Here is a 26,669-nt window from a genome sequence, read left to right on the forward strand (position 1 = left end):
TAATGATATTTTTTTATTAAAACATAAGTAAAACTAATAAATTAAAGTGTTCGACATTTATATTCTTAATGCTAAAGTTCTTTATATTTACCAGTTATTACACTAGGCTTGTATGAAATATAATCATGGATGATGAACTAATTTATTATGCTGGCTAAACCTATCTACGAATCAATTCCTTATTTTTATATCGCTTTTGGTAGCTTTTGCATGGTCGTTTCCAGCGCCTTACTGCCAACCGCATTAGGTGTGTTGCTATTTTTTAATGGTGCAAATATTTGGCGACTACGTTCTAATGCGCGACGAAAAGATCACCAAGTAAATCGTATCCGTGCTAATAAAAACTTTTACTATTATGAATTTAAGCCATTTCTACTACTTATAGTAGGCATACTAGTAATGCGCTGGATACCTTATAAATTTATATATCCTGCGGGTGTTGTGATCTGTTGTTGTGGGTTATTAATTTTATTTTTGCGTATTTTAAATCGCCGAACTCGTTCTCTAGTATAAATAAAAGAATGCTGTATCCAATACGTTCTAAAGATTAAAAAAAACGGTATGACAGATTGCCATACCGCTCATTTTTCAAACTTAGTTCTACAATCTAGTACTAGCCTAACTTGGCTAATAGAATGTCGCGTAAAACGTTATAGTCATCACTAATATCTTCAGCTAAACACGTTTTAGCTAGTGCATCTGCTAACGGTTTTGGCATTTCAAGTTCAATATCAAGTATTTCTTCAACACTTTCTTTGAATTTAGCAGGGTGTGCTGTAGCTAAGAAAATACCTGCAGAATCAGCAGCTAAGCTAGCTTTCAAGCCTTGATATGCAATCGCAGTATGAGGTTCAGCAATATAACCTGTTTGTTGAATTTTTTTCATCACTGCTTGTGTATCGTTTTCATCAACGCTAGTTGAATAAAAGTCATCATAACTAAACCAATTGTTATCAAGCATGGTTTGTACGCGAGGCCAATTATTAGGTTTGCTCACGTCCATTGCATTTGATAGCGATTCAATTGTTGCATTTGGTGCCCAGTTTTTATCAAGAATAAAACGCGGTACAGTATCATTCTGATTTGTTGTCGCACTAAGTTTACCAACTGGCATGCCGATAACAGCACCAATCATTGCGGCACATACATTACCAAAATTACCACTTGGCACTGAGATATGCGCGTTAGCGCGCTGATCTTTTGGTAATTGTGCGATTGCTTCAAAGTAATAACACACTTGAGCAACTAGGCGACTGATATTTATTGAGTTAGCTGAATTTAACCCTAAGCGCGATTTAACTTCATCATCTAAAAAGGCATTCTTAACCATCGCTTGGCAATCATCAAAGCTGCCTTCAACTGCATAGCAGTGGATGTTATTACCCAGTGTTGTAAACAGTTTTTGTTGCGCTAATGAAATTTTTCCTTTTGGATATAGGATAACAACATCGATATTTGGTTTATTATAAAATGCGTGCGCAACTGCGGCACCAGTGTCGCCTGAGGTGGCCGTTAGTATAGTGGTTTTTTCACCTTGGCTAAATTGCGCTAAGCACTCAGCCATAAAGCGGCCACCAAAGTCTTTAAACGCAAGGGTTGGTCCGTGGAACAGCTCTAAACAATAAATGTTGTCTTCTACTTCAACCAATTTAACTGGGAAGTTAAAGGCATTTTGCACCATCTGTGCAACGGTATCCGCTGGTAATTCATCACCAATTAGATGCGATAAAATCTTACTGCTACGCGATACAAAGTCCATGTCCAGCAACGCATCAATATCACCTATTGGTGCTAATGATTCAGGAAAGAATACCCCTTGATTGCGCCCTAAACCTGTTTTAACCGCTTCAACGAACGACACTTTTTGTGAATCATCTTTCAAATTATGTAATTGCATTATTAATTCCTTAAATTCTTATAACTGACGCGTGCCGGCGTTATCGAGCTTACAAATATGGCAAAAGCCTTGTTCATTGATATAGTTTTGTTCAAGCCACTGTGCACATTGCTGAGCCGCTGCAAGTGTTTTACACACGGTAAATAATGTCGGCCCTGCGCCTGAGATACTGACTATTTCCGCGCCTAAATCGGGTAATGCGAGTTTCGCTTCATTAAACCCAGCGATAAGCGGTGCGCGATAAGGTTCAGCTATTTCATCGCTCATTATTGATAATGCCTCATCAAAACGACTGGTTAGCAATAGTGTACTAAACGCAGATAAGCGCTGCGCAAATTCAACGCTGGCATGCATACTTAATTCTTTTGGCAACACTGAACGTGCTTTGGCAGTATTAAGTGAAAAGCCAGGGAAAGCGGCCACATAATACCAGCTTTCATCAACCGGCAAGGCGATTGATTTGTTTGGAATTAGATCACCCGTTAGCTGCAAACCACCTAAGTAACATGGTGTGATGTTATCGTAATGACGACCACCACTGACGATTGCTTCAAAGTCTGCCATTAACTCAATAAGTTGCACTTGGCTAAGTTTAGTGTCGGCAAATTTATCCAATGCAGCAAACGTTGCCACAACAGAGCAGGCACTTGAGCCTAAACCAGAACCTATTGGTAAATTCTTTTTCAACTCCAATTTTACGCTTGGCATGGTTGGCGCAACATGTTCACGAAAATGCACCAAACACTGATACGCTAAGTTTTCGCTGGCATCACTTGGCAGCTTGTGGGCGTATTCACCAGAGCAAATAAATTCATCGTTTTGTGCAGGACTTACCGCAACCACATCACCTAATAAAGTGCCATCAATAGGTGCAAGTGCTGCACCTAAGGCATCAAAACCGACTGCAAAGTTGCCTATTGAGGCCGGAGCATATACTTCAATCATACGATTCTCCTAGCGTGATAACGTTTTTAAGATATCAGCAAATACACCGGCTGCGGTAACCGCAGAGCCCGCTCCATAACCACGAATAACAAATGGACGTGGTTGATAGTACGCACTTAAAATTGCCAGCGCATTTTCACCATCACGAATAACTGAAAGTGCATGTTTGCTATCTACCGCTTCAATACCCACTTTACAGTGACCTTCTTTAATTGTGCCTACATAGCGCAGCACTTTCCCTTCACTGGCTGCACTTTCGATGCGATCGTTAAATGCGGCATCTAAACTCGGTAGTTTAGCCATAAACTCCTCAACACTGTCACCTTGTGCAAACCCACCAGGCAGTACTGATTCCACTTCAATATCGCTAAGCTCTAGTTTCATACCGGCTTCACGGGCAATGATTAATAGCTTACGAGCAACATCGGTGCCCGATAGGTCATCACGCGGATCAGGCTCTGTAAAACCGCTTTCTTTGGCTTTAATCGTTGCTTCAGATAATGATAAACCATCTTGTAGCGCACCAAACATATACGACAATGAACCAGATAAAATACCGCTAAACTCAAGTAACTCATCACCTGCACCGAAGAGTGATTGTAAATTATCAATAACAGGAAGACCGGCACCTACGTTAGTTTCGTATAAAAACTTACGATTGTTCTTACGTGTTGCTGCAATTAAGTCTTGATAATACACATACGAACTAGTGTTAGCCTTTTTATTTGCCGCTACCACATGGAAGCCTGCGTTTAAAAAGTCCACATATTGAGCGGCTAACGCATCCGACGACGTGCAATCAACCAGTACGGGGTTGATCAAATGGTTTTGCTTTACAAATTGTTCAACTAGTTTTAAGTCAAACGCTTGCTCAGATACAGCAAGCTTTTGCTGCCAGTCATCAAAAGCAATACCTTCGCTATCAAGGTGTAACTGACGAGAGTTTGCTACGCCATATAAGTTAAGCTTAATGTTACGCTTTTCAAGCCATGCTTGCTGACGCTCTAGTTGTTGAATCAGTTCTTGACCAACTAGACCACAACCTAATAAAAATACATCGATAGATGGAATATGAGTGAAGAAGTTTTCATGACATACTTTTACTGCATCGTTACACAACTCGCCGTCGATCACGGCGGAAATAGCACTTTCTGTTGAATCTTGCGCTATAGCAACTATATTCACTTGAGCTTGGGCAAGGGAAGCAAAAAAATTAGCCGCTAACCCTTTGTGAGCGCGCATATTGTCACCTACTAAAGTAACAATCGCTAAGTTTCGTTGTACATGTACAGGTTCAATCAGTCCCGCTTGCGACTCAAGTTCAAAAGCACTTTGTAATGCCTCTAGCGCCAGTGGCAAATCAGATTCATGAACACAAAAACTGATACTAAATTCACATGAAGACTGAGTGATCAACACTATTGATACATTATCATGAGCAAGGGCATTAAATACTTTTGACGCCATGCCCACTTTACCTTTCATACCAGGGCCTGACACCGTTAACATGGCAAGATTTTGTAAACTAGATAACGCTTTAACTGGCTCTGATGAGACATTATCGTTACTGATCAATGATCCCTGTGCATCTGGGTTGTGAGTATTCTTAATTTCACACGGTACGCCCGCTTTAGCACACGGTAGAATTGTTTTAGGGTGAAGAACTTTTGCACCAAAGTAGGATAACTCCATCGCTTCTTTATATGATAAAAAATCAACTTTAGTGGCTTTCTTAATATAACGAGGATCCGCGCTATACACACCATCAACATCAGTCCAGATCTGGCAGACCTCTGCATCTAAACAGGCTGCTGCAATCGCTGCGGAATAATCAGAGCCATTACGTCCTAACGTTGTTAACTGACCTTGCTCATTGCTCGCGGTAAAACCGGGCATGATATAAATAGTGGCAGGCGCCGCTTTTAGGGCAGCTTGAAAGCGCACTTTACTCGCAGCTAGATCCGCTTCAGCATCAATGAAGCCACCCGTTGAGGCGATACAATCTGTTGCTTCAAGGTAACGAGCATTATGTGAGCTAAGGAGGCTTTGCATTAATGACACGCTGATCCGCTCGCCAAAGCTGATCACATACGCACGTACCTGATCAGGACAGCATTTTATTAATTTAACACCAGCCAGTTTATTCTCTAATTCATTTAAATCAGGCCAGTTTTGTACTTCTCCAAAGTCAGCTGTAACAGCGGCTTTTAAACTATCGCAGCGCGTTACGAGTGCAGACCATTGTTCGCTATAATCAAGCCCCTGCTCTGCGGCACTGGCTAAAGCAACCAATGAATCGGTCATGCCACCAGGTGCTGATAACACCAATAAAATTTCATCTTTTAATTGCGCTTTAACTAACTGAGCTACCTGTTGTAAACATGCAAAGTCGGCAAGCGACGACCCGCCAAATTTTAATACTCGCATTTTTTATGTTTCCTCATCCCATAAAACGAAAAAAGGCCTGTGTTCTTAGTGAACACAGGCCTTTAAATTTGTTGCACCGACCTATGCCACTATCCAGTTAGAATGGTGGTTGTAATAATAATGGTCAATACGTGATTATTTGTTTTCATAGCCTTTAGACTGCCTTAAATATGACTATAATGTCAACCCTTAATAAAAAGATAAATTATGCTTTTTGGTTATAAACAAATCTAATGAATGCCAAATTTATGCAGGATTTTATGTAATCTGGTTTTATCTATTGGTTTATCAATAAAGTCAATAGCTCCTAATTTTGCAACACGTTGCTTCATCGCATCTTGAATATCGGCAGAAATAACCAGCACAAAACATTCAATTTTCTGCGCCTTGATACTCTCAAGCACCTGCACCCCATCAATTTCAGGCATTGTTAAATCAAGACACAATAAGTCAAAATTATGCATTTGCAGTAATTCTAGGGCTTCTCGGCCATTTTTTGCTTGCATGATGTCTGCTGTAATACATTCATTTAAACAGCGCACAACTTGTTTGCGTGCTACTGTAGAATCATCACATACCAATACGGAAAAATTCATACTATTGACAACTAAAATACCGATAATAGATCATTAAGTGCAGCAAAACGTCACTCAAAAATCATAATGTTATAAAGTGAGTGTGATTTTATAGCACAAAAATTTAACAGCGATAAGCTTAACTTTTTGCTAAAAAAAGAAAAGTTGGTAATGTTTGTGTGGTTAAATAAGATTATTTTATTTATTTTTAAACATTTATTAGCTAACTTTAGTATAGGATGTACTCGTTGCTAGGGTATGAATTAAGCTTTGTGTATAAAATAAAGGAGCTATGGGACACCCATGCTACAAAAAAGCCTGTCAAAGAAGCTACTTACCAGTGTGTTGTCCGTCTACTTTTTATTAACTTTTGTAGTGACGTGCGGGCAAGTAATTGCTGAATATATCAACACGAAAGACTATATCCGTGACGAATTAACAACCCTGCAAAAAACATTCAGCCGTAGTTTAACTCGTGCAATTTGGGAGCTTAACACCAAACAAACCATCACTACCGCTGAAGGTTTATTAGCGATCCCAATGATTGAAGGCATTATTGTCCGTGATGATAGCGGCGAGATTATTTCTCAACTTGGCCGCTCTTTGGATATTCGCGAGCTATACAGTCAGCAGTTAGTGCAAGAAGAAGCCATCATCGAAGACACCCCCTCGGGGCTATTTGGCTATACCTTTCCATTGATTTTTGAATTTTCAGGACGTGCCACTCAAGTGGGTGACGTAACGCTGTTTTCAAGCCGTGAGGTGGTATTTAGCCGGATAATGATCTCTATTTATTTTTTAATTGGAAATGCCATGATCAAGACAACTTTCTTGATTATTTTATTTCTAATGGCATTTAGAAAATTACTCACCGAACCATTAGCACAACTGACCGAGCAAATTGAAGACCTTGAATTAAATGATCTTGAAGGCCAACATATCGAAATTGAAACCAGTGAGCACAACGAATTAAAAGTAATGGAGGAGTCATTCAATAAACTAATCGATAAGGTCGTACAATACCGCAAAGAACTTGAACAGACACAAAAAAAATTGATAATCAGTAACGAAAAGCTGGATCAACAAAACCTGCAATTAGAGCAAGAAGTAGCACGAAAAACCTCAAACCTTAGTCAAGCAATGATGGATTTACAACAACAAAAATATGAACTAGAAAAACAAAAACTAACACTTACTGAAGAGATTGATTTACGCCGTCATACTGAACAAGAATTACTGACTAAACAAACCGAAATGCAGCGCTATGTCGATGAACTTAATATGGCGCAAGAGCGCCTAGTTGGCTCCGAAAAAATGGCAGCTTTAGGTGGGCTTGTAGCGGGCATCACTCACGATATTAATACCCCCGTTGGCATTGGTGTTACTGCGACCTCATTTTTACAAGAACGATTGCTACAAATAGAAGCTGCGTACCAAGATAAAACGCTTTCCCCAAAAGCATTGGAAGAATTTATTAATGATGCCAAACAAAGCACGAGCTTGCTTACCACCAATTTAGACAGAGCCTCAGAGCTGGTTGCCAGCTTTAAGCAAATAGCCGTCGACCAAGCCAGCGAAGCGGTGCGCACAATCAATTTTAAAGAATATTTGGGTGAGGTTATTCGTTCGCTGCATCCTAAAATTAAAAATACCAGTCATCACATTAATTTAGATTGCCCAACAGATTTAACTCTAAACTTGCCCGCTGGTGCCATTAGCCAAATATTCACAAACTTGATCATGAATTCATTGATCCACGGGTTTGATGGTATCAAAAATGGCATGATTGATATTACAATTAAAGATGAAGACGACCAGGTAATTATCGACTTTAAAGATAATGGCAATGGCGTTACTGAACAACAACTTGAAAAGCTGTTTGACCCGTTCTTCACCACTAAGCGCGATCAAGGCGGCAGTGGGCTCGGTACTCACATCACCTTTAATCTGGTCAAACAAACTCTCAGTGGTGAGATCGAGGTAACCAGTTCACCTGGTGAAGGCCTGCATTACCATATTAGTTTCCCTAAAGACATGCCCAAGCCTTTGTCGATATTTAATAACTAGCTGCACTGAATGTGCTTAAACTGTTTGCCTAACTCTTGGCTTAATTGCTAATCGTTTGGGCAATCAGTCATTTGCGCATCAGCTTTTTATTGTTATGATTGGGCAAATTTACCGAATGGATCAATCTCCCTATGTGGTTTAGTAACCTTATTTGTTACCGCTTTAAACAAGACGTTTCATATACCCAAGAAGACTTTGAAAAAGCATTAGAACAAGATTTGTTTCGTCCTTGTGGCAGCCAAGACTTAAATACTTTTGGCTGGACTAAAGCCTTTGGTAAACACGGTGACACCTTGTCACACTTCTCACAAAAAAGCATTTTAGTCTGTGCTAAGCGTGAAGAGAAAGTATTGCCAGCAGCTGTGGTCAACGACATGCTTGCTGAAAAAATAGAGCTTATCGAAGCTGAAGAAAACCGCCCAGTTAAGAAAAAAGAAAAAGATGAACTGAAAGAAAACATCTTACATACTTTATTACCGCAAGCTTTTAAAAAATCGAGCTTACAGTTTGCTTTTATCGATCAGGAAAATGGCTGGGTTGTTGTCAATAGCGGCAGCTTTAATAAAGCAGAAGAGCTATTAGCACTCTTACGTAAATCATTGGGGACATTACCTGTTGTTCCTGCGTTTGCGAACTATGATCTAGACGTATTTTTAACTGATTGGCTAACTAACTTTAGTACCCCTGAAGGCTTTGCTATTGGCTCTGACGCTGAGCTTGAAGAAGCTGATGACAGTGGTGCACAAGTAAAACTTAAAGGCCATGACCTTGCCTGTGATGAAGTAAAGTCGCACCTTGAAAGTGGTAAACGTGTCACTAAACTAGCTCTTGATTGGCAAGAAAGATTGAAGTTTATGTTGCAAAACGACGGTTCAATTAAGCGCCTTAGTTACTCTGAAACATTAAAAGAAGAAAATGCTGACATCCCTAAAGAAGATATGCTGGTTAAACTGGATGCTGACTTTATTCTCGCTTCAGAAGAAATAAAGCTTATGTTAGAAGAATTAACAGCGGGCTTAGGCGACGTTGAAGACTTAGCCTAATATTAGTCTGAGGATTACCCCCAGTAATTGGATAGCCCAACTATTGGGGGTCACTTCATTTGGCGCTTTTTTATTTATTCGTAATTGTTAACTAAATACTGATTTAACATCATCAAGCACATCGTTATATTCATCCGTAGAGAAAATATCTAACGAAGAAATCACCCCTTTATCGATATAGGTTTGTAGCGCGGCTGATTTATCTGAAACCTGTAAGATACCTTCCATAATTGCTCCAATCCGAATGAAGTCCACATAACTAATATGCTCAGGTCGATAATTAGGATTAGCCCAGCTCTCTGCTACCTCAATAAACTCATCAGTAAACTCCCACGCTCGCATAATTGCACCACCGACTTTACCACTGAGCTTTTGAATTGCGTGCGCTAAAAAGCTTGGATTCGCAAATACTTCAGGGTGGCGTTCTGCTTCAGTTAAAATAGGTAATACACCGATGTTATACACGAGTGAAGCTAGTGTGATGGTATCGCGATTGAGTGATGTTTTTTTATTTTCTTTTAAAAAGAACTCCATCAAGGTAATAGAATGACACGCTACTTTGAGTGTTTTTTGCCATGCTTTATCCATATACCCTTTGATCAATTCATTGTTTGAAACAAATAGTTGCTCCATCGCCATTGCTGTCGCAATATTCTTAATTTGACGCAAACCAATTCGGGTGACTGCTTGATTAAGGTTCGTAACTTTAACTGAGCGCCCCATAAAGGCACTGTTTGCAACTTTTATCATGCGTGCAGCTAATGCCGGATCATGGGAAATAACATCAGCCATTTGCGCTAAATTTACATCTGGATTATCGGCAGCTTGGCGTACACGCACCGCAACCTCAGGAAGGGTTGGTAAAACTAATGTGTCATTATTAATACGATCAACCAAAATGGTCAGTAGTGCGTTTTCTGTTGACATAGATGTGCCATCCTTTTGTATTGATTTGTTGAAATGCTCAAATCATGGATTCTTATAGATACAGTATTGTCTAAGTTACCGCTAAAGTTAAGAAAATTACAGAAATTAGTTTAGTTTATTTTGCTAATAAATTTTATATCTCAAACCTTAGCGCAACACAACCTAGGAAGCTTGCTATTTACGCACAAGATTTGTTTTAATGCTGGGATAACAAGGAAGCAGTAGTCCTTTGTACCTAGGGCATATATTCAACTCACTTTTTAACAGGCAACATAATGACTCTTAATAAAATAAGCCAAGCACTCTTTCTCAGCGGTGTCGTGTTTCTTAGCGCATGCTCTGAACCTGCTAACACTTCGAAAACATCGACTGACGTTACTGCTGCACCAGTAAAACAGCAACAAGATAGCGGCCCACAACTTATTAACACTGACGCTAGTCGCCTAGATATCTATACTGACTTTAGCTTAACCACCGATTTATCACATTTAAGCGACAATCAAAAAGCTCTAATAGCAAAACTTATCGATGCTTCAAAAATTATGGATGAGCTATTTTGGCGTCAAGCTTTTGGTGAAGATAAATCCGCTTTTTTAGCCAAAATTAACGATCCTAAAGTACAGAAATTCGCAGATATCAACTACGGCCCATGGGATAGACTCAACGGCGATCACGTGTTTTTATCTGGTTATGAAGAAAAAACAGCCGGTGCACAATTTTACCCAGCAGACATCAGCAAAGAAGAGTTAAACAACGCCGATGTAACTGATAAAAGCGGCCTTTATTCAGTTATCAAACGTGATGAAAATGGCAAACTTTATAGCGTAGCCTACTCGATTGAATACGCGCAAGCTCTTGAAAAAGCGGCAAACCTACTGCGTGAAGCAAGTAAACTGGCCGATGATAAAGAATTTGCTAACTACTTAAACCTTCGTGCCGACGCGCTACAAAGTGATGACTATCAAGCATCTGATTTTGCATGGATGGACATGAAAAACAACCCCATTGACGTGGTGATTGGTCCAATCGAAACCTATGAAGATCAATTGTTTGGTTATCGTGCAGCGTTTGAATCTTATGTACTAGTAAAAGATTTAGCCTGGAGTGAACGCCTAGCAAAGTTTGCTGCTTTTTTACCTGAGCTACAAAAAGGCTTACCAGTAGATGCGAAATACAAACAAGAAGTCCCAGGTTCAGACGCTGACCTAAATGCATATGACGTTGTTTATTATGCTGGTCACTCAAATGCGGGTAGCAAAACCATTGCTATTAACCTACCAAATGATGAGCAGGTACAACTTGAAAAAGGCACTCGCCGTTTACAACTTAAAAATGCGATGCGCGCCAAGTTCGATAAAATTTTAGTACCAATTGCCGAACAACTCATTGTGCCAGAGCAACGCAAGCATATTACCTTTGATGCATTTTTTGCCAATACGATGTTCCACGAAGTAGCGCACGGTTTAGGCATAAAAAACACTATTACAGATAAAGGCACAGTGCGCCAATCATTACAAGAGCACGCCAGTGCCCTTGAAGAAGGCAAAGCCGATATCTTAGGTTTGTATATGGTTGAACAGTTACTTAAAAAAGGTGAAATCACTGAAGGTACACTAGAAGATTACTATATTACCTTTATGGCTGGCATCTTCCGTTCGGTACGTTTTGGCGCATCAAGTGCTCATGGGAAAGCGAATATGATCCGTTTTAACTTTTTTGCACAAGAGGGCGCATTCTCTAAAAATGAGCAAGGTCTTTACAGCGTAAACATGGGAAAAATGGGTCAAGCAATGGAAAAATTATCACGCTTGATTTTAACCTTACAAGGAGATGGTGATTACCAAAAAGTGGATCAACTGATTGCCACTCATGGTGATATAAAAGCCGAGCTTGCTCAAGATTTAGAAAAACTGAGCCAAGCGAATATTCCCGTCGATGTAACCTTTAAACAAGGCAAAGACGTGTTAGGCCTATAACGGCAACTTTAAAGTGTTACAGCCTAAGCTGTAACACTTTGCAATTTATGATTATTACAAAATCGCGATGAAGATCTCAAGCGACTCTACAATGAGAAGTAACTGCCATGCTTACACAAAGTTTTTCTTTAACAGCTCTATTTGATCTTGTGTATATGGCTTTGCCGTAAATTTACCCCACACAGGTGCAGGCCATGCAGCATCGCTTTTAAAGCGGGCAATATGATGAATATGTAACTGTGGCACCATATTACCAAGCGCAGCTACATTGAGTTTATCAGGGTTAAAAACATCTTTTAGTAATAGGCTTAGCTTGGCTGATTCTTGCATCAGGACCAATTGGTCTTGTTCGCTTAAATCGATACTTTCTTTTAGCCCAGCTTGGCGGGGAACTAAAATGAACCACGGGTATTGGCTATCGTTCATAAGTAACACTTTGCATAAAGGCCAATCCGCTACTTCTATGCAATCACGTGCCAGCTCTGGGGCTAAAGAAAATTCAGTCGTCATTTTTTATTCCTCACTCATTAGTGCTTTTTAGCTACTTTATAGCATTTAGTTGCAGTTGCCCACGCTTGCCTTTACCATCGTGGCAGTTTTTATTCGAGCGAAGGTAAACACGTGTTAAAAAAAATTAAACACCTCTCATGCTTACTTCCTTTGGTGGTAACAGCCATCACAGTGCAAGCACAACCACTTACGTTAGAACGTATTTTTGATGATCCTAGTTTAGCGGGTAAAGCGCCTGTGCAACTTAAGTTTTCACCTGATGGTAGTCGTGTTACCTATTTGCAAGGTAAAAGCGATGATTACAACCGCTATGATTTATGGGAATACAATTTAAAAGACAATAAGAATCGTATTTTAGTGGATTCTGCACAGTTATTTTCTGGCCCAGAAAACCTTTCTGATGAAGAAAAAGCACGTCGCGAACGCCAACGTATTTTTGGTAAAGGTATTTTAGAGTACAAATGGTCAAAGGATGGTAAAGCGCTATTATTCCCGCTTAATGGTGACCTGTATTATTACGATCTATCATCAGCAAAAAGTCGCAAGTTAACGGACACAGCAGCATTTGAAACAGATGCCCGTTTTTCACCAAAAGGTAATTTTGTTTCATTTGTTCGTGAACAAAATTTATATGCGCTAAATCTCAAATCAGGAAAAGAAATCCAACTGAGTAAAGATGGCGGTGGCGTGATCAAAAACGGGATGGCTGAATTTGTAGCACAAGAAGAAATGGGCCGCATGACAGGTTACTGGTGGTCAGGTGATGAATCAAAAATTGCTTTCACCCGTATTGATGAAAGCCCAGTTAAAGAAGCTATACGCAACGAAATTTATGCTGAAGAAGTTAAATTATTCAACCAGCGTTACCCATTTACTGGTACTAACAATGTAAAAATTCAACTTGGCGTTGTGGCTATTAATGATCAAAGCGTTGATTGGGTCGATTTAGGTAAAGATGACGATATCTACATCGCTCGTGCAAAATGGTTAGAAGATAACAACACGCTATCATACCAATGGCAAGACCGCTCTCAGCACACACTAGAATTACGCTTTTATAACAGCGACACAAAAGAGCAAAAAGTTGCGTTAACTGAAACCAGTGATACCTGGATCAACCTCCATTTTGACTTACAATTTTTAAAAGACAAAAAACACTTTGTTTGGGCCTCAGAGCGTAATGGCTTTAAACACTTATACCTTTACCGCACTAATGGTAAATTAATCCGCCAAATCACTGACGGTGATTGGGTCGTTGATAGCTTAAAGGGAATTGATGAGAAAAAAGGCATTGTCTATTTTGCTGGACGTAAAGATACTCCTCTTGAAAGCCACTTATACAGTGTCCCGCTATTTAAAAAGGGTGATATTAAGCGTATTACTGAGCAAGGCCAATACCACAATGTAGTGATTGCCAAAGACAGTAAAACATTTATTGATAACAGCTCGTCAGTAAATAAACCAGGCTCTGCTGCACTGCGTAAAATAAATGGCGAGTTTATTACTTGGCTTGAGGAAAATAAACTAGATAAAACTCACCCTTTAACACCTTACCTCACTGATTTGGCTGAGCCAGAATATGGCACAATCAAAGCTGATGATGGTCAAGTAATGCATTACCGCTTATTTAAACCTGCTACTATTGCTGATGGTAAAAAGCACCCTGTACTTGTCAATGTATATGGCGGCCCACACGCACAACGTGTGACTAACAGCTGGCGCAGCAAAAACTTATACTTTCAATACATGGCGCAACAAGGTTATGTGGTATTCCAACTTGACAATCGCGGCTCGTACAATCGCGGTAAAAAGTTTGAAGATGCCATTTACAAGCACTTAGGTGTAGTTGAAGTAGCCGATCAAATCAAAGGCGTAGAGTTTTTACGCACTCTTGATTACGTTGACCCACAACGCATTGGTATTTATGGCCACAGCTACGGCGGCTATATGGCTCTGATGACCATGTTTAAAGCGGGTGATTACTTTCAAGCAGGGGTATCTGGCGCACCAGTAACCGATTGGGCACTCTACGACACTCATTATACTGAACGCTATTTAGGTCATCCTGAGACTAACGGCAAAGGTTATACCGACAGTGCGGTGTTCCCATACGCTGAAGGCTTAAAGGGCCCATTAATGATTTATCACGGCATGGCGGACGATAATGTACTGTTCACACATGCCACTAAATTATTTAAGCAATTACAGGATAACGAGCAACAGTTCGAAATGATGACCTACCCAGGCTCAAAACATAGTTTACGTGGTAAAAATGTTCAAACACATTTACATCAAACCATTACCAGTTTCTTCAACCGCCATTTTGACGTTGAATAACACTGTAAACTTATTTTAATTAACTCATAAAAGGCTAATTATATAATTAGCTTTTTTTTGCACTTATAACCGCTTATTACCTAGATTTTTATACCTTTTTAGCTACGCTTAATGTTATTCGCGAACAATGCGAGCACACACAAAGGATCTTCTATGTCGTATCTCCGCCGTTTTACAATTTTTCAGCGTTTAGCAATGCTGGTCAGTGTAGTGGTAATTGGCTTACTTTTTTTAAGTATCACGAGTCTTACACAACAATACAGTTCTTTAAAAACTGAGCAATACACTAAAACAAAGAACTTGGTAGAAGCCGCTCATAGTATTATTAGCCACGCTTACTCATTAGAGCAAAATGGCACTCTCAACAAACAGCAAGCCCAACAACATGCCTTAGATACCATTGCTGCCATGCGTTATGACGAAAACAACTATTATTGGATCAATGATTATCAACCAAACATGGTGATGCACCCAATTAAACCTGCACTGAATGGTAAATCTTTAGCTAACAACAAAGATCCCGATGGCACGCTATTGTTTGTTGAAATGGTAAACATAGTAAAACAGCAAGGTAGCGGTTTTGTACCTTACAAATGGCCAAAGCCTGGCAAAGAGCAGCCTGTAGATAAAATTGCATTTGTGAAAGGCTTTACGCCGTGGCAGTGGATCATTGGTTCAGGAGTCTATTTAGATACGATTGATGAAGCTTTTTCGGATCTACAAACCCTAGTGATCATCAATGCTTGTATTATTCTATTACTATTCATTGTTTTAAGTTATCTGATTGCACGTAGCATCTTATTACCTACACAACTTGCAGCCGATATGATGAAAGATATTTCTCAAGGTGAAGGTGATCTAACACAAGTGTTAGATGAAAGCGGTAATGATGAAGTATCGCGTTTATCGCGCTACTTTAATTTATACACCACAAAAATTCGTGAATCACTTAAGCAAGTGGCAACAAATGCTTATGATGTAAACCATCATGCGCAAACTGTGGATGATGCGAGTAAAACCAATCATTCTTTTATTGAACTGCAAAACGACAGCTCAACCCAAGTAGCAGCAGCAATGGAGCAAATGACCCATCAAATTCATGATGTAAGTCGTAATGCTGAAGCCGCCGAGCATGCAGCCGTTGATGCTGCAAGTAATGCCTCACAAGGTAAGGAAATCGTAGCAAAAACAATTAAAGCTATTGAAACTCTATCACAGAATATTGAAACCGTAAGCCAAGTAACAGCAGACTTAGCCCAAGAAAGTAACAATATTGGCTCAGTGCTTGATGTGATCAGAGGAATTGCGGAACAAACCAATTTACTCGCGCTCAATGCCGCAATTGAGGCGGCGCGCGCAGGTGAACAAGGCCGTGGTTTTGCCGTAGTTGCCGATGAAGTGCGTACACTGGCAAGTCGTACAGGTAAAAGTACTGATGAAATTCAAGCCATGATAGCTAAACTGCAAAAGGGTGCTCAAGCAGCTGTTGAAGCTGTTACTGCAAGCCAACAACTTTCCAGTAGCACCGTAGAGCAAGCTGGCACTGCCAACACCTCATTAACTGAGATTGAGCGACTCGTGTCGGTGATCACCGATATGAATGGTCAAATTGCCCGTGCGACTGAACAACAATCCAGTGCTGCCGATGAAGTTAATTTACGTATTAATGAATTGTCACAATCAACTGAGCATTCATTAGCAAATACAGCACAACTCTCTGGCGCCAGCGATAACTTAAAACACAGCAGCCAAGAATTAAGTGATGTCGTTAGTCGCTTTAAATTAGATTAATTAAAGTGACGGCACATGGATTTGATGTGCGGCACTCACCTATACAAAGAGTAAAGTTTGCCGTACCGTAGACATAAAAAAGGCTCCTCGATATAACTCAGAGCCTTTGGTCAACTTTGGAATTAACTCGGTTAACTTATAGCAAGTAAATGTGGTGTGAGATTTTGGTAATCAACTGCCATAGCAATGCTTAGCGCAGTAATATTAAGGATTGAAAACGCAAACACTTGGCGCGCCCAACCACTAATATCAATGTTACGGCGGTAGCCTCTAAGCGCCATTAACAACCACCAAAAACTAGTGGTACAAGCAACGGCTAAAAACGCCATTCCGGTATAACCACCAATGGTTAATAACATCACCACTAACGCATAGACTGCGATATACAACACAATATGATGCTTAGCTTTATCAATACCGTGCGCTACTGGCAGCACTGGAATGCGCGCAGCTTGGTAGTCTTTATAGCGAAAAATAGCAATCGCATAAGAGTGTGGCATTTGCCATAAACTAAACATTACCAATAAAATCAATGCACCTGTATCAAACTGTGCCGTCACGGCGCAATAACCAACGACTGGTGGTACAGCACCAGATAAGCTGCCTACAAATGTGCCATATACTGAGCGACGCTTCATATATAAGCTATAAACACCCACGTAAATAACATAACCAAACACAGCAAAAAACACTGCAATCCAGTTAGTAAAAATCACTAGTAGAGCAAAGCCAACTACGCCAAGTGCTGTACCATGCAGCAAAGCGGTCTTCGCAGACATCTCCCCCGTTACAGTTACCCGTGTTCGCGTGCGCGCCATGCGAATATCAATATCACGGTCAATCACGTTATTGATTACGCAACCAGAGGCTACTACCAGCGATAAACCAACTAATGTAGCAAGCATTAGCCAGCCATCAATATCACCACGCGAAGCAAGTAAAAAACCACCCGCAACCGAAATCACATTGCCCATAATAATACCGGGTTTAGTGACCTTTAAATAACGACGAAACATCTGCTGTCCCCTATTCTTTGCTTTTAACAATGTACTAGCTGGGGCTAGTACATCATCATGGCGTTCGATTCGTAAATGATCCATACCGACAGCCCTACTACCATCACGATGATCAGCGCACTGAAGATGAACGATAACGAACTGGCTTTACCGTCTTCGGTAGTAAAGTTAAGGTGCAAGAAGTATTTTAAGTGCACCCAAATTTGCACTATGGCCATTACCACGATACACGCAAAAGTCGTTGGTTTTGACAAAGTACCACTCATCACAGCCCAAAATGGTATAGCTGTCAGTACAATTGATAAAACAAAACCTATTAAATAATCTTTAACACTGCCGTGTGCGGCATCGCTATGGCTTTGCGTTTGTAACTCGTTTAATACATGTGATTCACTGTGGCTCATTACATCACCCCCATTAAGTAAACAACGGTAAATACGCAGATCCACACCACGTCTAAAAAGTGCCAGAACAAGCTTAAGCAGCTTAAGCGAGTAACCGTGGCAGGGTTTAAACCACGACGTGACACTTCAATCATCATCGTCGCCATCCATATTAGGCCTGCGGTTACGTGCAGACCATGTAACCCTACTAATGAGAAGAACGAGGTCAAAAATGCACTACGCTGCGGGCCATTACCATGAGCAATTAAATGATGAAATTCATAGACTTCCATGGAGATAAACACAACACCAAAAGCAAAAGTAATGGCCAGCCAAATTAAAGTTGTGGCTTTCTTTTGCGCATGAGCAGAGATCATCGCAAAACCAAAAGTGATACTACTCAGTAGTAGTGCTGCGGTCTCAACCGCAACAAAGTCCAGTTCAAAAATATCTTTACCCGACACACCACCGGCGGTGTTCATATAAAGCACAGCGTAGGTTGCAAAAAATGAAGCAAACAATAAGCAGTCGGTCATTAAATAAAGCCAAAAACCAAATACCGTATCGCCGCCTGTATCATGATGCTCGTGAGCATGAGCATCATGATTGATGATATTTATATCAGCAGGGATCGAACTCATGCGCTGAACTCCTTACCTTGGTTAAATGTTGTTGCACTGGCATTATGTGCACTTTCAATTTCAAGAATTTCTTCTGGTTGCACGTAGTAATCAACGTCACTGGTATAACAACGTTTAAAGAATACTGCGGCTCCAGCAATTACACCGACAATGGCCAGCCACCAAATATGCCAGATCATGGCAAAACAGAATGTGGTAAAACAGGCACTCATCATCACCCCTGCCGCGGTATTTTTTGGCATATGGATAGGCGCATAACTCGATTTTTGCTGATATGCTTGGCCTTTTTCTTTCATGTCAGTCCAAGTATCGATATCGTGCACATGCGGTATTGTCGCGAAGTTATAGTATTGCGGCGGTGACGATGTTGACCACTCAAGCGTATGGCCATTCCACGGATCGCCGGTTGTATCTTTAAGTGCTTGACGGTTTTTAAAGCTCACCAACAGCTGCACAACTTGGAATAAGATACCGAACATAATGATCACTGCACCAACAAAAGCAATGTACAACCAAATATTCCAATCTGGATTATTTGTGTGGTTTAAGCGACGCGTCATACCTAAGAAGCCAAGTACGTATAACGGCATAAATGCAACAAAGAAACCGACTAACCAGCACCAGAATGATGCTCTTCCCCATCCTTCGTGAAGTTTAAAGCCCATTGCTTTGGGGAACCAAAATGCAAAGCCAGCTAAGTAACCAAATACCGCTCCACCAATAATAGTGTTATGAAAGTGAGCAATCAGGAATAAACTGTTGTGCAGAACATAATCAGCCCCGGGAATAGCTAGTAATACCCCTGTCATCCCGCCCACTGTAAAGGTCACCATAAAGCCTAACGTCCAAAGTACTGGCACCGTAAAACGTAAGCGGCCACGATAAATAGTGAATAGCCAATTAAACAATTTCACACCGGTGGGCACCGCAATGACCATAGTCATTACGCCAAAAAAAGCGTTTACATTGGCACTGGATCCCATAGTGAAAAAGTGATGTAGCCATACTACAAAGCCTAATATTGAAATTGCACCGCTGGCATAAACCATTGATTTATAACCAAACAAACGTTTTCCAGTAAAGGTAGAGATAACTTCAGAAAAAATACCAAACGCAGGTAAAATCAAAATATAAACCTCAGGATGACCCCAAGCCCAAAATAGATTGATATACATCATGGCGTTACCGCCTGCGGCATTAGTAAAAAAGTGAAAATCTAAATAACGGTCGAGGGTTAACATAGTCAACACTGCGGTTAAGATTGGGAATGATGCAGCAATTAAGATATTTGCCCATGTACAAGTCCAAGTAAAAATAGGCATTTGCATTAATCGCATACCAGGGGCACGCATTTTAAATACGGTCACTAAAAAGTTTACCGCCGTTAATAACGTACCAATACCGGATATTTGCAGCGCCCAAATATAATAATCGACCCCGACTCCGGGGCTAAAAGACATCTCCGATAGCGGCGGATACGCCACCCAACCCGTTTTTGCAAACTCGCCACAAAACAATGAAATATTAATTAATATTGCACCACCAGCAGTTAACCAAAAACTTAAGTTATTTAAAAACGGAAATGCCACATCACGCGCACCAATTTGCAATGGTAATACAATGTTCATTAAACCAATCATAAATGGCATTGCCATAAAAATGATCATGATCACCCCATGCGCGGTGAAGATTTGATCATAATGCTCTGGCGGTAAATAGCCTGATGCGCCACCTGTGGCTAACGCCAATTGCGCACGCATCATGATGGCATCGGAAAAGCCCCGAAACAGCATGATCAATGCAAGAATAATATACATCACGCCTAGGCGTTTATGATCAATAGAAGTGATCCAATCGTGCCATAGCACGCCCCATTTTTTATACTTTGTGATTAAGGCCGCAATCAATGCACCAACAATCACAACCACCGCTAATGTCACCATCAAAATAGGTTCATGAAACGGAATGGCATCGAACGATAATTTACCTAATAACGACATAATTATTCCTCACCCTCACTGTGCATTGTGTGATTTGCATGACCACTGTGCTGCGGCATGGCTTTGTGCATCTTGTTCATATCACCGTGAGCTTGCATGTACTTCATAACGATGGTGTGGAACAAGCCCTCTTCAACATCACCAAAATAAGTTACTGGGTTATTTTCACTCGGTAATGCCAATGCATCGTAATCAGCTTTTGCAAGCGTATTGGCTTGGCCCTTTACTTTGTTTACCCACTTGTCAAAATCAGCCTCAGTGGGTGTAGCGATGGCATTAAACTTCATACCGGTAAATCCTGCACCACTGTAATTAGCCGAAAAACCTTTAAACGTACCCGGCTCATTGGCAATTAAGTGCAATTTGGTTTCCATGCCCGCCATTGAGTAAATTTGACTACCAAGCTGAGGAATGAAAAACGAGTTCATAGTACTTTCTGAGGTGATTTTATATTCCACAGGTACATTGGCTGGGAAAACCAATTCATTTACCGTAGCAATACCTTGCTCAGGATAAATAAATAACCATTTCCAATTCAGCGACACCACTTCAACAGTTAGGTGCTTACCTTTGCCTTCAAGAGGTTTATAAGGATCAAGCTGTTGTGTTGATTGCCAAGTGATAACACCTAGAATAATCACTATTACAATAGGAATAGCCCAGACGGCAGCTTCAATTTTTCCTGAGTGTGCCCATTTGGGCGCATAAATTTGCTGATCTTGTCCATCACGATATTTCCACGCGAAGTACAAGGTCATGACAATGACGGGAATAACCACAATTAGCATTAGCACTGTGGCGATAATAATCAGATTTTTTTCATCTATCCCAATTTGCCCCTTTGGATCAAGCACGCCACCTTTACAGCCGGTTAGTGCGAGCACAACGGTGCCCAGAGCAATATTACAGAGGTTTCGAATTAACAAAGGACTATCCTACAACCTAAAATTTGACGTGTGCTGCCTTACCCAAGAATACCAAGGTCAAAACAACGGTTTAAACTATTCCTGATGCGGTTAAAACCTATAACAACAGCTTTAAACACTAAGGAAATTTAATAGGGGTGGCCGAATCGCAGACACACTGCGGCTAAGCATTATTAGTGAAGAAACGAAATTAGTAAGCGACTAACTCAGTCAAGCCATCAATAACGAGTAGCGTTCAACCAAGTACAAGAGGTGGAGCACGGCAGCCGTGAGCGCTGTGTACAACAAGTGATGCTTTAGGAGCACGAAAAGCAAAGGCTGCTTTACGTAAAATAACCCCAGCACGACGTGCTGGAAAAAAGTGAAAAATCAACCAACATAAACCAATTAACAACTGGCATGAAACAACCGGATACGCTAAAAAACTCAATACATTAATTAAAGACGACTCTGCAGCCCCTTCAGTTAACAAACTCTTTAACTCTGTTGCCTCTTCAACACTGCCATTTATCAACATAGCTGAATTAATTAATAAAATAACTAATGCAGAGAACAGTTCACGTCCGGCAAAAACTGTACGCGCACGCAGCTGCCAACGTGTAAACGTTGTTTGCAGTAGTGCTTTTGGACAATTTTTTGAGTTCAAACGTACTGGCCTTATAGATTTAGTATGCAGTAAGAAACAGCGCCTACGCTATTTCTTACTTTGTTAGTATGATCTACATCAATAAAGTTTCAGTAATTACTGAAATTTCGGGAGGATTATAGCAAAGTCAACACAAGCTACAAGTGAAAAACAGCGAAGTTGACTATTTTTTTAGCTAAGCGTTTGCTTTTAGCAAACCCCCGCTGATATTTCAGGAAAAAACTGATGCAATCTAGTCTGAATCCTATAAACAGCCTATTGACGGCTTTAGAGGGCAAGCACACTGTTTAGGCTCTACCTAGCTAACAAGCAAATACTGGCTTGGTTATATAAGGTGCTCAAAAATCAAACTACAAAGATAATCAGACCTTAGTAAAGCGCAAACAATGGTCGGCCATTCTCATCATATTTTACTTCCAAAGCACGTGCGTGACGGTTTGGATCATAAAGTGGATCTTTAACAATTTCAGCTAGTGGCCGCGTGTCAGTTTTTGGTACTACACTTGGTTCACCAATAGCACTTTCGTAATCACGTGCATGATAGATACATAACGGTGTTACATCATCTTCTGCCACTGTAAAACAGTTATGACCTGGGCCATAAATTTGCTTCTCAACGTCAGTTTCAAGCACCGGCATACGCGTTTTAGTCCAAGAGTTACGATCAAGTAGGTCAGCATTTTCGTCGGCTTCCATATAACCCATACAATAACATGCACCTGTGGCACTGGCTGAAAAAGCAATAAAGATTTTGCCATTATGTTTTAATACGGCTGGCCCCTCGTTCACCCAAAAGTCAACGCGCTCCCAATCATAATCAGGAGTTGTTAGCATAAACTGCACGGTTTTTAGCTTAATAGGCGATTCCATTTCAGCTAAATACAAGTTAGATGCAGCAAATTGCCCTCCCGTTTTTTCAGCCCAACAAAAGTAACGTTTACCGTTATTTTCAAAAATAGTCGCATCCAATGAAAAATCAGTGAAGGACTTATCATCGCCCTTAGCAGCTTGCATCATACCTAATTCAATCCACTCATCATTAAGTGGATCTTGGCCTTTACATTCAAGTACATAAGGGCGCAGCGCCCAAATATCTGTTTCTTCACTGGCAGCAAAATAGATATACCATTTACCATCTAAGTAATGTATTTCTGGAGCCCAAATATGGCGACTCATTGGGCCGTTGTCATGCTTAAACCAAATATCAAAGGTTTCAGCGCTTTTAAGACCAGTTAATGTTTTTGATTTTCTGAGCTCAATCCGATCATATGTTGGTACTGAACCTGTAAAATAATAAAAACCATCGCTGTGCTTATACACAAATGGGTCGGCCCGCTGCTCTACTAACGGACTATTTGTTTGTACTGTCATCATTCAACCTGATTATTAATTTCAATTTGTATTATTTTATTACTTTTTATATAAAACACAAATATAACATTATTTTTAATAATGTGAGAGTAATTATAAATCACAATAATGGGTGGTTAACCAACATAAAACCCCAGTAATTATGATAAAAACATGGACTAAATCCCCAACTTTTTGCACACATTACAACACGCCTAGGCCCTGAAATAATACTGCAAATATCGATTAACAATTCTTTATAAAATATTTTTTAGCTCAATCTATAGTTTTTGTCCCGTATATAGATAAATTAACTATTAAATATCAAGCAATTAAAAATTACCCACCCATAAAACCTAGTATATGACTGTTTATTTTCTTGCCTAATGCATTTGACAGCGCTGTCAGGCGCGTGCTAATTTATTTTTATGTTAAAAAAATGATAACCAAAAGTTACACCAAATGTAATTAACCACTAATTGTCGCACTAAAATTATAAAGTAAGGAAAGTAAAATGAAGAGTCCCCTGATTGGGCGTAAACCCAGTAAAACTTTTATTGCTGTATCACTTGCCACCAGCGCTGTAGTATCAGGCAACGTTTTTGCCGCCAGCTGTGATGCTATCAATACCTATCCTAACTTCCCCCAAGTAGACTGGCAGGGTAATCCAAGCCATGCAAATGGTGGTGACTTAATGCAACATGAAGGGAGTGCTTACAAGGCAAAGTGGTACACCAACTCTGTACCTGGTAGTGATGGTAGTTGGGCTTTTGAGCATCAGTGCGGTAATACAACGGATCCAACTGACCCAACAGATCCGACTGACCCTACCGACCCACCTGTGACAACTGATCCTAAGCTAGGTGAGATATGTAAAGACTATACGATTTGGAACCAAGGAACTGTCGCTAAAGCAGGCGATATACTGGTTAACGATGAGTATATTGCTTACACCGCGAAATGGGAAACATCTTCTCGTCCAGGTAGCGACGATACCTGGAATTGGAAAGTGAACTGTGACGGTACTGAGCAAGGTACTGCGCCCTTGCTTTCGCTACCGAATACAAGTGATCCGGTTAATCTAGAAATGCCTGGTTGGCCGAGCCACTTTGTGGTTGCAAGCCCATCATCACCAGCTCCTTTAACCACCACTGCAACGGTTTTAAATAGCACAGACTTAACTGATATCACTAAATTAACTGATGGCTTTGTAGCTCTGATCCAGCTTGCTACGCAAGCGGGGACTTCATCTGTCATTCTACAAAGCAACGTACTGGATAATATCACTCAAGATAAAGGGCTCTCTTTAGGTTCAATTAGTGTTAAACAAGCATTAACTGATGCACTAGCTACAACAAATACTCACAGCATCAATGTCGCAGATATTGATGCTTTAAGTGATGATGCTGCAGGGTGGGCTCAGGCGCAAAACTTAATTATGAGTGAGCTGGCACCCAATGCAACCTTTGGATGGTCATTAAGTATTGGTGATTTTGCTTACGACAACCACTCAGGTAAACGTTCCGTTTGGAATGCTGCGGCAAAAGCCACTGCCGACCTCCTCGATACGCTCACGCTTTATAAAGGCGCTGCAAAAGCTGACTTTATTGCTTTTACTAAATCAAGTAACTCTGCAAGTTTAACTGCTGATCAATGGCATAATGCTTTGGAATACGTTAAACAAGTCACTGATTTCGTGCAATCCCCTGCACTACTGTCTTCTGTACCAACAACACAGGCAACGACTTACTTTATGGGTAATACCCTAGGTGAAAGTCATATTCGTAAAGCCGCACATAACAATATTTTTGCGATTATTTTTGATACAGATAGCGCTGACTTAAGTAGTAAAATAAATCGTTATCAGAGTAATACCGTTCCACTTTACTATGTTGGCGCCCCAGCTAATGTTACTGCACTGACAAGTATTACATCACTAAACAATGACTTAACAAATGCTGAAACAGTCATGGATAGTGAAGTTTTCTTGTATGAAACACCTAATTCAACGTGGGTTCCATCAACTATCTATAAATGGGCAGACTTTTTAACAGGCCTAAACTCTATGCATAACGTAGGTGTAGCTGGCGAGAAATTCTGGTTAATTGATAGCAATGCCGACGACGCTACAAATGCTATTTACGCGAAAGTCGCTATTGCCGCGTTCTTATCACAAAGTATGCAAGAAACCATACGCTTTGATGCATGCGATGAAAACAATTGGTCTGAGGTAAAATACGGCGCGGCTGTCGATTATCCAATGACAGCCAGTTGTGGTCAGTTAGGTCAAAAATATGCTGATTATGGTGTGCATCCGGTATCAGGAAAAGATCACCCTTATTCATGCCCTCGTGATGAAAAAATGGAACAAACAGCGACGACTCACGCTAAATGGTATGGCGCACCGGCCCCTATCTTTGTTGCCCCTGATGCCGTACTTGCTGAGCAAGGATTACTCGTTAACGGCAAAGTTGGTCGCTGGACCAACGCAGGGCACTGTAATACGGTTCCCACAGCCATTGATACTTCTAAACAAGTGTATGAGCGTGACGAATGTAAGCAATATGTAGGTCAAAAAGCTGGTAGTTTTATTTGGGATGGTAGTGACGAAAGTGTCCAAGGCTGTGGTTGGTGGGGCCGTGGTGTAATTCAAACTACAGGACGCCAAAATTTCGGTACTCTAAATCACTTCGTTGGCCGCTCACATGTTGACCCTGATACCATAGGCACAACGGTTGATGGTACAACAGTTGCTCCAGCACCTGAAAGCCCGTTATACGCTGACCTCGATTTATGCTCAAACCCTGGACTTGTTTGTAGCTCAGAGGAACATAAAGAAATAAAATGGATTGCCGGTTTATTCTTTTGGGTAAATTCAGTGCAGGCTTACAGTAATGAAGGTGGCCCATACGCAGATTGGAACTATCACGCTGAGCTGAAAAAATATGTTGATGGTGGCTTGCAAGGCACAGCCTTTGTGGATGCGGTATCTGGTATAGTAAATCGTGGTTGCCCTGATGACCACTGCCCTGTTAGTGGTGAAGTACACGCGATTGCCGAGCGCCGCGCTAACTTTAAACTGGTACTACAAAAGCTAGGTTTAAACCCTCAGTAAAAACAAAAATTAGCATAATTAAATTATCAGCGAATCCGATAAATGCCTACTGGTTTTAACCTGTAGGCATTTTTATATCAAAAAACTATAAAATTAG

General features: G+C 40.6%; 20 protein-coding genes. 7 read left to right on the forward strand and 13 right to left on the reverse strand.

All coding sequences use genetic code 11. The annotated features are described in order from the left end of the window. The first annotated feature begins 147 nt into the window (after positions 1-147). Positions 148-513, forward strand: a complete 366-nt coding sequence (locus PHAL_RS22915; RefSeq protein WP_016708085.1) for a hypothetical protein — start codon at positions 148-150, stop codon at positions 511-513. Positions 514-613: 100 nt separating this feature from the next. On the opposite strand, the gene thrC is transcribed toward PHAL_RS22915, so the two are convergent. The 4 genes from thrC to PHAL_RS0109110 form a co-directional block, all read right to left on the reverse strand. After that, entirely contained in the window at positions 614-1,897 is a 1,284-nt protein-coding gene (gene thrC / locus PHAL_RS0109095) for a threonine synthase (protein ID WP_016708086.1), read from the reverse strand. 18 nt (positions 1,898-1,915) lie between these two features. Then, complete coding sequence (gene thrB, locus PHAL_RS0109100; RefSeq protein WP_016708087.1) at positions 1,916-2,842, reverse strand: homoserine kinase; 927 nt, start codon at positions 2,840-2,842, stop codon at positions 1,916-1,918. 9 nt (positions 2,843-2,851) lie between these two features. Continuing rightward, positions 2,852-5,269 (reverse strand): bifunctional aspartate kinase/homoserine dehydrogenase I, encoded by a 2,418-nt coding sequence (gene thrA, locus PHAL_RS0109105; RefSeq protein WP_016708088.1) that lies wholly within the window; start codon positions 5,267-5,269, stop codon positions 2,852-2,854. Positions 5,270-5,499: 230 nt separating this feature from the next. Next, positions 5,500-5,865, reverse strand: a complete 366-nt coding sequence (locus PHAL_RS0109110) for a response regulator (protein WP_016708089.1) — start codon at positions 5,863-5,865, stop codon at positions 5,500-5,502. Positions 5,866-6,147: 282 nt separating this feature from the next. Here PHAL_RS0109110 and PHAL_RS0109115 point away from each other — a divergent pair, with 282 nt between their 5' ends. Then, on the forward strand, positions 6,148-7,911 hold the full coding sequence (locus tag PHAL_RS0109115) for a sensor histidine kinase (protein WP_016708090.1): 1,764 nt from the start codon (positions 6,148-6,150) through the stop codon (positions 7,909-7,911). A 131-nt stretch (positions 7,912-8,042) separates the two neighbouring features. After that, positions 8,043-8,954: a recombination-associated protein RdgC gene (gene rdgC, locus PHAL_RS0109120; RefSeq protein ID WP_016708091.1), complete on the forward strand. Its 912-nt coding sequence runs from the start codon at positions 8,043-8,045 to the stop codon at positions 8,952-8,954. An 87-nt stretch (positions 8,955-9,041) separates the two neighbouring features. On the opposite strand, the gene PHAL_RS0109125 is transcribed toward rdgC, so the two are convergent. Further along, positions 9,042-9,881, reverse strand: coding sequence for an HDOD domain-containing protein (locus PHAL_RS0109125; protein WP_016708092.1), 840 nt, complete (start codon positions 9,879-9,881; stop codon positions 9,042-9,044). A 275-nt stretch (positions 9,882-10,156) separates the two neighbouring features. On the opposite strand from PHAL_RS0109125, the gene PHAL_RS0109130 reads away from it, so the two are divergent. Further along, complete coding sequence (locus tag PHAL_RS0109130; protein WP_016708093.1) at positions 10,157-11,857, forward strand: dipeptidyl-peptidase 3 family protein; 1,701 nt, start codon at positions 10,157-10,159, stop codon at positions 11,855-11,857. Positions 11,858-11,968: 111 nt separating this feature from the next. Here PHAL_RS0109130 and PHAL_RS0109135 read toward each other — a convergent pair whose 3' ends face one another. Further along, the gene (locus tag PHAL_RS0109135; protein WP_016708094.1) at positions 11,969-12,367 is read right to left on the reverse strand and encodes an HIT domain-containing protein; all 399 of its coding nucleotides are present in this window, start codon (positions 12,365-12,367) and stop codon (positions 11,969-11,971) included. 111 nt (positions 12,368-12,478) lie between these two features. On the opposite strand from PHAL_RS0109135, the gene PHAL_RS0109140 reads away from it, so the two are divergent. Together PHAL_RS0109140 and PHAL_RS0109145 are read left to right on the forward strand one after the other, a co-directional pair. Beyond that, positions 12,479-14,704, forward strand: coding sequence for a S9 family peptidase (locus PHAL_RS0109140; RefSeq protein WP_016708095.1), 2,226 nt, complete (start codon positions 12,479-12,481; stop codon positions 14,702-14,704). Positions 14,705-14,857: 153 nt separating this feature from the next. Beyond that, positions 14,858-16,495 (forward strand): methyl-accepting chemotaxis protein, encoded by a 1,638-nt coding sequence (locus PHAL_RS0109145; protein WP_016708096.1) that lies wholly within the window; start codon positions 14,858-14,860, stop codon positions 16,493-16,495. A gap of 131 nt (positions 16,496-16,626) precedes the next feature. Here PHAL_RS0109145 and cyoE read toward each other — a convergent pair whose 3' ends face one another. The 7 genes from cyoE to PHAL_RS0109180 all read right to left on the reverse strand — a co-directional run bounded on the left by cyoE (position 16,627) and on the right by PHAL_RS0109180 (position 23,478). Beyond that, on the reverse strand, positions 16,627-17,511 hold the full coding sequence (gene cyoE / locus PHAL_RS0109150; protein WP_016708097.1) for a heme o synthase: 885 nt from the start codon (positions 17,509-17,511) through the stop codon (positions 16,627-16,629). Between the two features lie 44 nt (positions 17,512-17,555). Next, on the reverse strand, positions 17,556-17,915 hold the full coding sequence (gene cyoD, locus PHAL_RS0109155; protein ID WP_016708098.1) for a cytochrome o ubiquinol oxidase subunit IV: 360 nt from the start codon (positions 17,913-17,915) through the stop codon (positions 17,556-17,558). Then, positions 17,915-18,535: a cytochrome o ubiquinol oxidase subunit III gene (cyoC, locus tag PHAL_RS0109160; RefSeq protein WP_016708099.1), complete on the reverse strand. Its 621-nt coding sequence runs from the start codon at positions 18,533-18,535 to the stop codon at positions 17,915-17,917. The genes cyoD and cyoC overlap by 1 nt, the downstream gene beginning before the upstream one ends. After that, positions 18,532-20,535, reverse strand: a complete 2,004-nt coding sequence (gene cyoB / locus PHAL_RS0109165) for a cytochrome o ubiquinol oxidase subunit I (protein ID WP_016708100.1) — start codon at positions 20,533-20,535, stop codon at positions 18,532-18,534. Before cyoB ends, cyoC begins: the two co-directional genes overlap by 4 nt. Positions 20,536-20,537: 2 nt before the next feature. Beyond that, complete coding sequence (gene cyoA, locus PHAL_RS0109170) at positions 20,538-21,461, reverse strand: ubiquinol oxidase subunit II (RefSeq protein ID WP_016708101.1); 924 nt, start codon at positions 21,459-21,461, stop codon at positions 20,538-20,540. 235 nt (positions 21,462-21,696) lie between these two features. Next, the gene (locus tag PHAL_RS0109175) at positions 21,697-22,107 is read right to left on the reverse strand and encodes a hypothetical protein (protein ID WP_016708102.1); all 411 of its coding nucleotides are present in this window, start codon (positions 22,105-22,107) and stop codon (positions 21,697-21,699) included. A gap of 369 nt (positions 22,108-22,476) precedes the next feature. Further along, positions 22,477-23,478: a family 43 glycosylhydrolase gene (locus PHAL_RS0109180; protein WP_016708103.1), complete on the reverse strand. Its 1,002-nt coding sequence runs from the start codon at positions 23,476-23,478 to the stop codon at positions 22,477-22,479. 493 nt (positions 23,479-23,971) lie between these two features. Between PHAL_RS0109180 and PHAL_RS24515 the strand changes: the two genes are divergently transcribed. Then, positions 23,972-26,572, forward strand: coding sequence for a cellulose-binding domain-containing protein (locus tag PHAL_RS24515; RefSeq protein ID WP_016708104.1), 2,601 nt, complete (start codon positions 23,972-23,974; stop codon positions 26,570-26,572). Positions 26,573-26,669 lie beyond the last annotated feature (97 nt).

Source organism: Pseudoalteromonas haloplanktis ATCC 14393, assembly GCF_000238355.1.
Classification (GTDB): Bacteria; Pseudomonadota; Gammaproteobacteria; order Enterobacterales; family Alteromonadaceae; genus Pseudoalteromonas; species Pseudoalteromonas haloplanktis.